Consider the following 12,309-nt stretch of genomic DNA (forward strand, 5'->3'; position numbering starts at 1 on the left):
ATTTCGTTTATTAATGTTTGGTAAACAAATCTCTACTAATGTTTACTGTTTCATTTTAAAACTATTGGGCTGGGAAAGGTGGAATCACTCCCCCATCCGGCTGACCCTGTGCGGCGTTCGTCAGGTCTACTTCATTACAATCATTACCTGGTTGCGCATATTTGAAAATGAACCTTGAGCCGTCGATGCCCTGTTTTTCTGTAAGATATTGAATGACACTTTCTACCCTCCTCCAGCTTAACTGCCGATCTGTAAGGCTACTACTGCAATATCCTGTAACCACCACCTTACAGCCGGAACTACCTCTTAAAGTTTGCGCCACGGAGGATAAAATTGTCTCTTCGCTGGTGGCTAGCTTTGTGGATTGCGATTTAAAAGATACGCCTGGAAGTATGAGGTTACAAGCGGGTTGGGGTGGTTGGGCATCCTGTTCTTTTGCAACAAATAATGCTTCGTCTTTTTCAAGCAGCATAACCGGTACGACGACGCCATTCCAGCCTGGAACCGTTACTCCCAAAAATTTGTCATTATTTGTTTTAAAGCCAATGTTTGTAAGTTTATAATAAGGACTGGGGTCACCTGGCCAATTTATAATCTCTGTACCCCCATCGGTGGTAAAGCTAAACATTGTATTGCCCGTCTTAAAGGACAAGTTTGCAAATGAAAAAGCCTCTGATTTTTTAGCCATTATGGCATAAGCCAACTGGTTGCCTGCACCATTGTAACGGAAATCGTAAGACTTTAGCTTTAACTTTCCTTCAGCATCTTTTTCAAGGGTAAAGGTGTACATTGATTTTCCATCTCCATTGTAATCAATAGTAATTACCGAATTTTTGATAACCACTTCCCTGGCCCTGAAATAACCCTGTAAATGTGCATTGGCCTTGATTACATTGCCCTCCTGGGTAAAATACAGCACGATTAATTTATTTCCACCTGTTGTATGTTCCCCAACAAGGTAATAATCCAGCAGTTCGCTGGCTGCAATTTGTTCTGCATCATCCGCTGGTACCGCTGCCTTTTTTTTACAGCCTGTATACAGGAGCAATAATAGTATCGGAAACAGTTTGCAGATGCGTTTTAAATTTTTCATAGCGATTAATTTTATTGTAATGTTAAAATGCTAAAGTAGTGGGTTTGCCTGTATTGGCCACAGCAATACCATTGTTTAGCAAAGTGGCCTACAGGATTAACTGATCAGCAGGATCATCGATATCACTGTCATTGTTTTCCTTAAATATTCCATTTCTTTATAATTTTTCTTGACGGACTTTTTATGGTGTTTTGTTTTGGATTTCTTATTGCTTTGTAAAGCTGCCAGAAGAAATGATACCGTCATTGAAGCGTGCAACCTCCAACTTGCCATTTATTATTACAAAAAATGTAAGCATACCATTGGCACCTGTATTGCTCGATGCAGCCATGTTGTTGATAAGCGTATAGTCTTTATTGATTATAGGATCGCCCAAACTGCTTTCGCCATATTGTGTGGCATTAAACTTAAATTTAGTCATGATGAGCAGATTACTGGCTGTACTGGCAAAAGATCCGTTAAACTGCGATCCGCTAAATTGGTTTTCGGCAGGTTTTTTTTGTAAGAGATAGCTGGTAAATTTTACATCGAATTTTTGGGGTGTGTACGACGTGATGTTTTCTTTGTTGATTGTGAAATTTATAACCTGATCGCTTCCCAGGTTTATTTTTAACAGCCCTTTTTCTAGGGTATAGTTGCCCTGTATGGGGGTGGTTCCATCATATCCAGCATAAATTACTGCTTTTGCATTTTCTGCAAACGTGATAAGGTATGGAAAGTAAAATGTTTTGCCAGAATAATTTCCCTCAAATTTGCCTACTATGCTGTAACTTTTAATATCAATGGTCTCGTTGTTATTTTCTCCTTTTTTATCTTTTTTACAGCCTGTAAATACTACCAATAATAGCACAGGAAGCAGTTTGTAAATGTTTTTTAAATTTTTCATCATAATTCCGGTTTAATTTTCAGAAGGTGTGCCACTATAAACACCCGTTAATTTGCCATTTTCGGCTAGCAGATTTGCTATCCACATCTGATTTCTCCTTTTTGCAGGCCGTAAAGCTTAAAAGCAACACAAAAATGCCTGCAGTTGCTGCATTTATTTTTATTGTTTTCATCCGTCCCTAAATTTTAATTATCTGCCCGAATGAACTTCCATAAAAATTTGTCTGTGTTTTCGGCCGCCTCGAAACGGATCTCGGTTGGTGTATTAGGACTGAACACAAAACTTCGAAGTGCATCACCGTTATAGAAATTGCTTTTTATGTACCAGCATTTCGGTCTCTGCGCTGCTATAATTTTATATGATATTCCAGCATTACTCCTGCCACCTATAACCGGTGTATGATCTTTCACAGTATAAGGTTGCAGGTACAGGTTATCAGATCCATCCAGGGATATGGTATAGGTTGTTCCTTTGGTCGTTTTGCGTGCAGTCACCTGCCATTTTTGAGTGCCACTTTTTGTAAAAGGACGCAAAAAGACATTTTCGGCAATTGAGGGGTTTAACGGGGTCAAAGCTTTTCCTTCAGTATTTACAATAAAATAAACCCCTGTTGGCAGTGGAATGGAATTGTCAATCGCATTGGCCGTTGCACTCCCACCTTGTGTCGCCTGTTGCAGCTGTGCACAGGCAGATAGTGTGAATATGGACAGGGCCAGAGTAAAAAGTTGAATTGTTTTCATGGTATTTGATTTTAGTATAAGGGATTGGTATTTGATTTGAGCTTACTACTGCAGCCAGGACACCATTTTAGTATACATTTTGTCCGTCCAGTTACCACCGCAATGGGTCTTGCAACTTGCATCTGTTACCCCTTCACTTTTAGATTTGACAGGGGAATTTGCTGGAATCTGATCATACAAACTCTTGCCATAATATGGCCCCTCATTGTCGCCGGTACAATTAATCGAATAAATGGGGATTTTAAAATTCTGCGCATTCCATTCCCCGCTTCCACCACAGGCTGCTAAAACGCCTTTGCAATAGCTCAGGGTATTATAAATAGATATGTTGGTAAACAAGATGTTGGAGGCATAAGAGTAACCACCAACGACAGATTTACTCTTGTCTACGCCATATTTCCCAGCTATGGCAACAATACATTTATCATAATCTTCCCCAATCATTTGGGCACTGGTATTCCAGCTTTCTGTTGTCGCATCACCTGGCGTCTTCCGGTACTGTACGATCGCGGCTAAATAGCCGTTCTGTGCGGCTTTTTTACAGATATCGTTTTCGGTAGCATCATCAAGGCTCCCTGGGCTAGGGTTGTTTTCATTATTGCCGCTTCCCATAACCAGGATCCCCTTGAAAGTTGTCAGCGTTATATTGGTGAAAATTTTGTAGGTAATACCATTACTGGTTTCAGTTACCTGTTTAATGTCTCCTGATACGACTTCATCAGGCCCCTTTTTATCTTTTTTGCCGCAGGCGAGCAACAAAAGAAGACAGCTAAGTGCAATGTGTTTTGAGTTCATAAGGACGATTTCAATTTTAACAATCTGGTTGATTTTAGGTTAAATGTGCGGCTAAAATCAGGCGGTTTTTTTCGAAATGAGTGCACAGGCAGTCTGGATGAGTGAACACCCATTTCGATCTAGCCTAGCTTGCTAATATTCAGGAGAATATTCTGTTATTTTGAAATGTTTTAATGACTAACCCCAATAGTTAATGAAGTTACTGATCAAAATATCCATTATCATTCCTTTCTTGCTGGCAGTTTCAGATGTAAGTGCCCAGAAATATGGGCTGGCAGCCATCGACTCAATGAAAGCACTGTTAAAAACACAAAAAACCGTAGACTCAGGCCAGGTTAAGATCGTTCACCGCATTTCAGCTGCCTATAGAAACATAGATACCGATTCGGCAATGCAGTATGCTGTCAGGGGCTTAGCCATGGCAAAAAAGGTGAACTGGCCCAAAGGGATCGCTGCATTTTATGACAACATAGGTAGCCTTTACAGCAACAATGGAGGTTATGAAAAAGCAATCCAGTATTATAATGCCTCATTATCAATCAACAAAAGCATAGGGAATAAGCGGGCCCAAACAGGAAACATCATCAATATCGGCTCCGTTTATCAGCGTCAGGGTGACGATGCCAGGGCACTGGAGTATGGTTTTAAAGCCCTGAAAATGGCCCGGGCCATCAATGAACAGGAATACACCGCACTATTGTACGGGAATATTTCAGATGTTTATCTATCACAGGAAAACTTTACCATGGCGCGGGCTTACAGCCTTAAAGCCTACCAGGCCTATAAACAGCTGAATGACCTCTCGGGGCTGGCAAGAGCTGAAGACCGGATCGGTTCGGTATACCTGGCCACAAAAAAACTAAAGGAAGCTGAGCAGTATTTGCAGCAGAGTTTACAGCACTATAAAGAACTGGACGATAAAATGGGACAGGCAAAATCCCTTTCCCATATCGCATTGTTGCACGAAGACGATGCTGCCCAAAAGCTGAAATTCCTGATGGAAGCGCAGCAGCTATTTGATCAGACCACCCCCCTGCACCCCAACTCCATTACCAACCTGGGCAACATAGGCACCACCTACAACAGGGTTTTCTTTAAGACCAAAGACCGGAACACTGCTCAAAAAGCAGCGCAGTATTTAGAAAAAGCCGTGGCTGCCAGTAAACAGGTTGGGGACCGGGACAACCTGGGTTATTTTTCTACTGAACTGGCGCATCTGCAGGAAAATAACGGGCAATACGAAGATGCGCTCCGGAATTACAAAAGATCGAGGCAAATTACCGATTCCATGTATTCGCAGGAAAGCAAAAATAAGATTGCCTCACTGGAGGCGCAATATGTATTTCAGAAAAAAGAAGAATCCTATCGACAGGAGCAGCAATTGGCAAAACTGAAAATGAGGCAGGTTTACCTATACGGGGCATTGGCCTTCATACTGGTCAGTTCAATTTTGGTCTATTTCCTGAACCGCTCCCACATCAGGCACCTGCGTTTAAAAAATGAGCTGCAAAGGAAACAGGCGGAAGAAAAAAACAAAGAGCTGATAAACAGAAATAAACTATCAGAAAGCGAACTAAAGGCCATCAGGGCACAAATGAATCCACATTTCATATTTAACGTACTGAATTCGATCGAATCCTATATCGTTGAAAATGATTCAAAAACGGCAAGTAGGCTGGTACAGAAATTTGCCGCCCTGAGCAGGCTGATCCTGGAAAACTCTACCCAGAGCATGGTCTCTGCCGACAGGGAATGGAAAGCACTTCAGCTGTACGCAGAACTGGAGGTGATGCGTTTCAACAAGCAATTTAGCTGCTCCTTTCATGCCGATCCATCCATTGATCTTTCCAGCCTATTGTTACCACCTATGCTGGTGCAGCCATTAATTGAAAATGCCATACATCATGGCATGCGTAATTCAACTGCCCCAAATAATGCGATCGCGGTAAACCTGGAACAAACTGAAGGTGCCCTGCTCTTTACGGTAGCAGACAATGGCATTGGCATGGATGAAGCAGAAAAATTCAAAACCTTTTCGGCCATCAAAAGTAAATCCATAGGTATCTCTTCGATAAAGGAACGGATAGAGATTTTTAATGTAATGAACCAGGGACATCCTGCCCTATTCGAATTGCGCAATAAACAAACAGCCGAAGGAAGGGGGACTATAGCAAAATTGACACTGCCGAAAATCGTTAAAAAAGATTGAAAAATACCTCATCTTCATTTTTAGAAAACCTAAATCCAAATAAACATCAACATACCAATGAAAAAGATATGCAATCAAATCGTCCTATGTTGGTTGTGAGCGGGTATGAATTCAGCGGAAGTTAGGGCATAAAAAAAGCGGAGTAAAATCTAAAGAAGATTTTTACTCCGCAAAGGTGCACTTGTAGGGATTCGAACCCCAAACCTTCTCATCCGTAGTGAGATGCTCTATCCAATTGAGCTACAAATGCAATTCCCGTTTCGTTAACGGACTGCAAAAGTAATGCTTGAAATTGAATTTAGCAATTTTTTTATCAAATTATTCCTGAAATAATCCTCAGCAGATAAATTAAATTGCAAACGCTTTCTTAATCGCATCAGAATCAGGAGATATTGCCGGAGTACCGCTAAAACCACCAGATTGATTTTTTCCTTTGGCCGTCTTTAAATACAAGTCCTTCACAAATTAGCTCATTCTTCACACCTGGTTCACATCTCCTTCACACCAAACCCACAAACAGGTACCTTTTTGTGAAGAAAGTGTGTAGAATGTGTGAACTATGTGAGGCGAAGGCCCAACTGATGGTCAACTATTGCCAGGCCTTCTTCAAAACTATGTGGGCTATAGCCAAGATCGTTGATGGTCTTATCTAATATAAAACCAGTTTTAACAGGTCTTTTAGCTGCCTGGTTTAAACTTTCAGAACTGATTTCAGTAATCAGGCTTTTATTGAGCCCCCAATAATCAGCCACCCGGGCTACCAGTTCAGAAATACGCATCATATCTTTCCCTGAAGCATTATACACACCACGGGCATCTTTCTCTACTGCCAGCAGGCAGCAATCTGCCAGGTCTTCTGCCAAGGTAGGCATCCGCCACTGGTCGTTTACCACATTGATCGGGCTTCCTTTTTCCAGCGCAGTTTTTGCCCAAAGCACAATATTGGTCCTGCTCATGTCGCTCACAATACCATATACTATAATGGTACGGAGAATGGCCCAGCGGCAGGTAGAACTTTTGATCACTTCTTCTGCTTCCAGCTTGGTAATCCCGTAATAACTTAAAGGATTGGGTGCGGCCAGTTCATCATAGGGGCCATGGGCACCATCAAATATAAAGTCGGTAGACAAGTGTACCAGTTGGATATTGTGCAGTTCGCACAGCGATACCAGGGTTTTAACGGCTTCTACATTTAACTGGTAAGCAAGCTCCTTTTCTGCTTCACAAGTATCCACATTGGTCATTGCTGCCGTATGGATGATCGCATCAGGCTGATACTTTTCCACAACTGCTTTTACATTTTCCGGATCAAGAATATCCATTTCGGCGTAAGTATACCCTTCGGTAACAGGAAAACGATTGCCCCCCTTTGCTGTCGCAATTAAGCCAAATTGGTTGGTAACCAACAGACGTTCTGTAATTTTCTGGCCTAAAAGCCCGTTGCTTCCTGTAACTAATACTGTTCTCATCCGGATCTAATTTCTTAATTAACAGACATTCCGGTCCTGGAAACCGAATAATTTATGCTGCTTTTATACTTGCTAAAATACCATTTTAAAAACTGTTGAAAAACTTTTTATTTATATATGCAATTCTTGTATAAAAATTTTAACTTTGCAAACCAAATTGTAGGCTTATAAAAGGGCCTTTAACAAATTGATATTTATAATTTTACCCAAAACAATATATGCCTAACATTGGAAAAATAGCGCAGATTATAGGACCGGTAGTTGACGTGAGTTTTGCTGACGATGCTCATTTACCTCAAATTTTCTCTGCATTAGAGATTGAAAAAGAAAACGGACAGAAGATCGTTTTAGAAGTTCAACAACATCTTGGTGAAGACCGCGTACGTGCAATTGCAATGGACTCGACCGATGGTTTAGTTCGTGGAATGAAAGCACTGGACACTGGTGCCCCTATCAAAATGCCGGTTGGCGACCAGATTAAAGGTCGCTTATTCAATGTTGTTGGTGAAGCTATTGACGGGATCAATGCAGTCGACAAAACTGGTGGTCGTCCTATTCACAACACTCCTCCGAGATTTGAGGATCTTTCAACCGAAACTGAAGTACTGTTTACCGGTATTAAAGTAATCGACTTATTAGAGCCTTATGCCAAAGGTGGTAAAATTGGTTTGTTCGGTGGTGCGGGTGTAGGTAAAACCGTATTGATCATGGAGCTGGTAAACAACATTGCGAAAGCTTATGCTGGTTTATCGGTATTTGCCGGTGTGGGTGAGCGTACACGTGAAGGTAACGACCTTTTACGTGAGTTTATCGAATCTGGTGTAATCAACTATGGTGATGAGTTCCTTCATTCTATGGAAAAAGGCGGATGGGATTTGAAAACGGTTGATACAGATAAATTAAAAGAATCTAAAGCAACATTGGTATTTGGTCAGATGAACGAGCCTCCAGGTGCACGTGCACGTGTGGCCTTATCAGGATTGACCGTTGCTGAATATTTCCGTGATGGTGATGGTGAAGGCGCAGGAAAAGATATCCTTTTCTTCGTTGACAACATCTTCCGTTTCACCCAGGCAGGTTCTGAGGTATCGGCCCTATTGGGACGTATGCCTTCGGCCGTAGGTTACCAGCCAACACTGGCAACAGAGATGGGTCTGATGCAGGAGCGTATCACTTCAACAAAGCGCGGTTCCATTACATCTGTACAGGCCGTTTATGTACCTGCGGATGATTTAACTGACCCCGCTCCGGCTACAACATTTGCCCACTTGGATGCAACTACTGTATTGTCACGTAAAATTGCCGAGCTAGGTATCTATCCTGCAGTGGATCCACTGGATTCTACTTCAAGGATCCTTTCTCCTGCTATTTTGGGTGATGAGCATTACAATACTGCCCAACGCGTAAAAGAAACTTTACAACGTTATAAAGAATTGCAGGATATCATCGCCATCTTAGGTATGGACGAGTTATCTGAAGAAGATAAACTGGTTGTATCCCGCGCACGTCGCGTTCAGCGTTTCTTGTCTCAGCCTTTCCACGTAGCCGAACAATTTACAGGATTAAAAGGTGTATTGGTTGACATTAAAGATACCATCAAAGGATTTAACATGATCATGGATGGTGAAGTTGATGAATATCCTGAAGCTGCATTTAACCTTGTAGGTAGCATCGAAGAAGCTATTGAAAAAGGTAAGAAATTATTAGCTGAAGCGAACTAGGATTAGCACTATGACATTAGAAATATTAACACCAGACAAAAAAGTTTTTGAAGGCGAAGTAACTGCAGTTACTGTACCGGGAACAATGGGCTCTTTTCAGATTTTGAAAGACCATGCCCCTATTATTTCAACTTTAGAAGATGGACCGGTAATTATTAAAAGCAAAACCGGCGAAGATACCTTTATTATTAAAGGTGGTGTCGTTGAGGTTTTAAAAAACAAAATTATTGTTTTGGCCGAGGGGGTTGCTTAATATTTAATCATACAATATGGAGAAGCCCTTTGAACATTCAAAGGGCTTTTTTTATGGGCAAAAAAAAATGCTTTTAATCAAATTTTTGGAAGGACTGGTGCATTTTAGGAAGAAAATAGCAAAAATTACAATGCTCGCATAACATGCATACCGAATACCGAAATCATAATTGGTATACTAACGTCCAATTAAGATACCAAAAACACAGGAATTAAAAAATAAAATACCGATTAAATAAAAAAATAAAGAATTATATTTTTTTTCAATTATTTTCATTAAGCTATTGATAGTTTAAACTGCAAGCCCTAAATTGGATTTATAAATTAACAAGAGATAAATAATAAAATGAACCGTTCACTTACAACCTTATTTAATGTCATTATTAATGGTATTCTCCTGCTGATTATTCAGAAGGATAAGGCGCTGTAAATGAATATTTAATAAAAAAATATCGCAAGCGCCCCCCAAAAGTGGCGCTTTTTTAATGAAACATTTAACAGAAAAAACATACCTATAACCAAAATGCAATATTTCAATTCAAATACAGTGCTTTATTTAAACGGAAAGTTTGAGAAAGCAGCTGACACGACTGCCGATATATACGGACAGTCATTACATTATGGCTATGCTGTATTTGAAGGAATCAGGGCATACAGCACCCATAATGGCACCAGGATTTTTAAGGTAAAGGAACATTATGAACGCTTAAAACGTTCGGCAGAACTGGTAAACATGCCCTTTCACTGGAACATAAACGATCTGATCAAGCAAACTTATAAATTACTTGAACTAAACAATTTAAAGAACGCTTATATCAGGCCCTTGATCTATTGTGCACCAAATATGTCGCTTGTTGCGGGTACAAAAACATCCATCATGATCTGTGCCTGGGAATGGGGAGCTTACCTTGGACACGAACAATTAAAAGTTTGTATCTCAAGTTATGAAAGGCCCAATCCTAAGTCAACCGCTATTGAAGCCAAAGTAAGCGGCAATTATGTAAACTCTATACTGGCCACTACCGAGGCAAAAAATAAAGGTTTTGATGAAGCTTTATTGCTGGATATGAACCAGAACATTGCCGAAGGGCCGGGCGCAAATATCTTTATTGAAAAGAACGGCAGGCTGTACACTCCGCCACCGGGACATATTTTACCAGGCATTACCCGTGCCACCATTATTGAGCTGTGCCAGATCCTGGATATAGAACTTATTGAAAAGCATTTAACGGTTAAGGATATCAAACATGCCGACAGTGCCTTTTTCTGCGGTACGGCCTCCGAAATCGCCGGGATAGCATCGGTAGACGAGTATACCTTTCCGGTCAAATGGGTAGATAGCCTGGGCGCTACCCTGCAGCGCACTTACAAGTGCCTTGTTTTAGAGAAACAAAACTATGAAGTAATTATATAAACATACCAAATCAGTATATGTCACAAACACCTGAAATTAACCGATACAGCAAAACATTTACTCAAGATCCTACACAGCCGGCTGCACAGGCCATGTTGTATGGAATTGGACTGACCGCAGCAGATATGGACAAAGCCCAGGTGGGCATTGCCAGCATGGGCTATGATGGAAACACCTGCAACATGCACCTGAATGATCTGGCCAAAATTGTAAAAGAAGGTGTCTGGAAAAATGATATGGTGGGATTAACCTTCAGCACCATTGGCGTAAGTGACGGTATGTCGAACGGAACAGATGGCATGCGTTACTCCCTGGTTTCAAGAGATGTAATTGCCGATTCTATTGAAACTATCTGCGGTGGGCAGTATTATGATGGTTTGATCACCATTCCTGGCTGTGATAAAAATATGCCAGGTTCTGTTATGGCCATGGGCCGTTTAAACCGCCCTTCTATTATGGTATATGGCGGCAGTATCCATTCGGGTAAATGGAAGGGACAATCATTAAACATTGTATCTGCTTTTGAAGCATTGGGCCAGAAACTTGCCGGCAATTTAGAAGAAGAGGATTTTCAGGGTGTAATTAAAAATGCATGTCCGGGTGCTGGTGCCTGTGGTGGTATGTATACCGCAAATACCATGGCTTCGGCTATTGAGGCTTTAGGAATGAGTTTGCCTTACAGCTCTTCCCACCCGGCCACAAGTGATGAAAAAAAGAACGAATGCCTGGAAGCAGGTAAATACATCCGTATCCTGCTGGAAAGAAATATCCTGCCTTCGGATATCATGACCGAGAAAGCATTTCGCAATGCAATCGTAATTGTGATGGTACTGGGCGGATCTACAAATGCAGTACTGCACCTGATTGCCATTGCCAGATCTGTAGGTATAGACCTGAAACTGGATGATTTCCAGCACATCAGCGACAGCACCCCGGTACTGGGCGACTTAAAACCAAGCGGAACTTACCTGATGGAAGATCTGCATGAAATAGGTGGTGTACCTGCGGTAATGAAATATTTGTTAAAAGTGGGTTTAATTGATGGCGACTGTATAACTGTAACCGGAAAAACCATTGCTGAAAATGTTGCTGATGCGGCAGACCTGGATTTTGAAACCCAAAAGATTATTTTCCCTATAGAAAACCCTATTAAAGAAACCGGCCACTTACAAATGTTATATGGCAACCTGGCTACCAAAGGGGCTGTTGCAAAGATCAGTGGTAAGGAAGGAGAGAGATTTACTGGCCCGGCACGCGTATTTGACGGAGAGAAATCGCTGATGGCAGGTATACAGAGCGGACGCCTGAAAAGTGGGGATGTAGTAGTGATCAGACAGGTTGGCCCTAAAGGCGCCCCTGGAATGCCAGAGATGTTGAAACCTACTTCATTGATTATTGGCGCAGGTTTGGGTAAATCAGTAGCCCTGATTACTGACGGTCGTTTTTCTGGTGGTACACATGGTTTTGTGGTAGGCCACATCACTCCTGAAGCATGGGATGGCGGAAACATTGCCCTGGTACATGACGATGACATCATTACTATAGATGCAGTAAACAATTCTATAGATGTACACCTGACTGATGAGCAGCTGGCAACCCGCCGCGCGGTATGGAAACAACTTCCGCCACCCGTCACCAAAGGTGTGCTTTACAAATACCTGAAACAAGTAAGCAATGCCAGTGAAGGCTGCGTTACTGATGCCTATACAGATTAAAGAAATTAAAACCCA

The 12,309-nt window shown here is 41.5% G+C and carries 11 protein-coding genes and 1 tRNA gene; 5 read left to right on the forward strand and 7 right to left on the reverse strand.

Features of this window, described 5'->3' with window-relative positions; translation table 11 throughout:
• Nucleotides 1-61: 61 nt before the first annotated feature.
• From PHEP_RS16965 to PHEP_RS16980, 5 genes are all read right to left on the reverse strand, one after another.
• Nucleotides 62-1,093: an OmpA family protein gene (locus PHEP_RS16965; RefSeq protein ID WP_015809212.1), complete on the reverse strand. Its 1,032-nt coding sequence runs from the start codon at nt 1,091-1,093 to the stop codon at nt 62-64.
• A gap of 205 nt (nt 1,094-1,298) precedes the next feature.
• Nucleotides 1,299-1,982 carry a hypothetical protein gene (locus tag PHEP_RS16970; protein ID WP_015809213.1) on the reverse strand — a complete coding sequence of 228 codons (684 nt, stop codon included), beginning with the start codon at nt 1,980-1,982 and terminating at the stop codon, nt 1,299-1,301.
• A 31-nt stretch (nt 1,983-2,013) separates the two neighbouring features.
• The gene (locus PHEP_RS22265; RefSeq protein ID WP_155975991.1) at nt 2,014-2,151 is read right to left on the reverse strand and encodes a hypothetical protein; all 138 of its coding nucleotides are present in this window, start codon (nt 2,149-2,151) and stop codon (nt 2,014-2,016) included.
• A 13-nt stretch (nt 2,152-2,164) separates the two neighbouring features.
• On the reverse strand, nt 2,165-2,719 hold the full coding sequence (locus PHEP_RS16975; RefSeq protein ID WP_015809214.1) for a hypothetical protein: 555 nt from the start codon (nt 2,717-2,719) through the stop codon (nt 2,165-2,167).
• A 45-nt stretch (nt 2,720-2,764) separates the two neighbouring features.
• Entirely contained in the window at nt 2,765-3,514 is a 750-nt protein-coding gene (locus PHEP_RS16980; protein WP_015809215.1) for a hypothetical protein, read from the reverse strand.
• 193 nt (nt 3,515-3,707) lie between these two features.
• Here PHEP_RS16980 and PHEP_RS16985 point away from each other — a divergent pair, with 193 nt between their 5' ends.
• The gene (locus PHEP_RS16985) at nt 3,708-5,723 is read left to right on the forward strand and encodes a tetratricopeptide repeat-containing sensor histidine kinase (protein ID WP_015809216.1); all 2,016 of its coding nucleotides are present in this window, start codon (nt 3,708-3,710) and stop codon (nt 5,721-5,723) included.
• 176 nt (nt 5,724-5,899) lie between these two features.
• Here PHEP_RS16985 and PHEP_RS16990 read toward each other — a convergent pair.
• Nucleotides 5,900-5,973, reverse strand: a tRNA-Arg gene (locus tag PHEP_RS16990).
• A 307-nt stretch (nt 5,974-6,280) separates the two neighbouring features.
• Nucleotides 6,281-7,192 carry an SDR family oxidoreductase gene (locus PHEP_RS16995; protein WP_015809217.1) on the reverse strand — a complete coding sequence of 304 codons (912 nt, stop codon included), beginning with the start codon at nt 7,190-7,192 and terminating at the stop codon, nt 6,281-6,283.
• Between the two features lie 218 nt (nt 7,193-7,410).
• Between PHEP_RS16995 and atpD the strand changes: the two genes are divergently transcribed.
• The 4 genes from atpD to ilvD all read left to right on the forward strand — a co-directional run bounded on the left by atpD (nt 7,411) and on the right by ilvD (nt 12,294).
• Complete coding sequence (gene atpD / locus PHEP_RS17000) at nt 7,411-8,913, forward strand: F0F1 ATP synthase subunit beta (protein WP_015809218.1); 1,503 nt, start codon at nt 7,411-7,413, stop codon at nt 8,911-8,913.
• Nucleotides 8,914-8,923: 10 nt separating this feature from the next.
• On the forward strand, nt 8,924-9,166 hold the full coding sequence (gene atpC / locus PHEP_RS17005) for an ATP synthase F1 subunit epsilon (RefSeq protein WP_015809219.1): 243 nt from the start codon (nt 8,924-8,926) through the stop codon (nt 9,164-9,166).
• Nucleotides 9,167-9,688: 522 nt separating this feature from the next.
• Nucleotides 9,689-10,579: a branched-chain amino acid transaminase gene (locus PHEP_RS17010; protein WP_015809220.1), complete on the forward strand. Its 891-nt coding sequence runs from the start codon at nt 9,689-9,691 to the stop codon at nt 10,577-10,579.
• A 17-nt stretch (nt 10,580-10,596) separates the two neighbouring features.
• Complete coding sequence (gene ilvD, locus PHEP_RS17015) at nt 10,597-12,294, forward strand: dihydroxy-acid dehydratase (protein WP_015809221.1); 1,698 nt, start codon at nt 10,597-10,599, stop codon at nt 12,292-12,294.
• The last annotated feature ends 15 nt before the right edge of the window (nt 12,295-12,309 follow it).

The sequence above is a fragment of the Pedobacter heparinus DSM 2366 genome (assembly GCF_000023825.1).
GTDB lineage: Bacteria > Bacteroidota > Bacteroidia > Sphingobacteriales > Sphingobacteriaceae > Pedobacter > Pedobacter heparinus.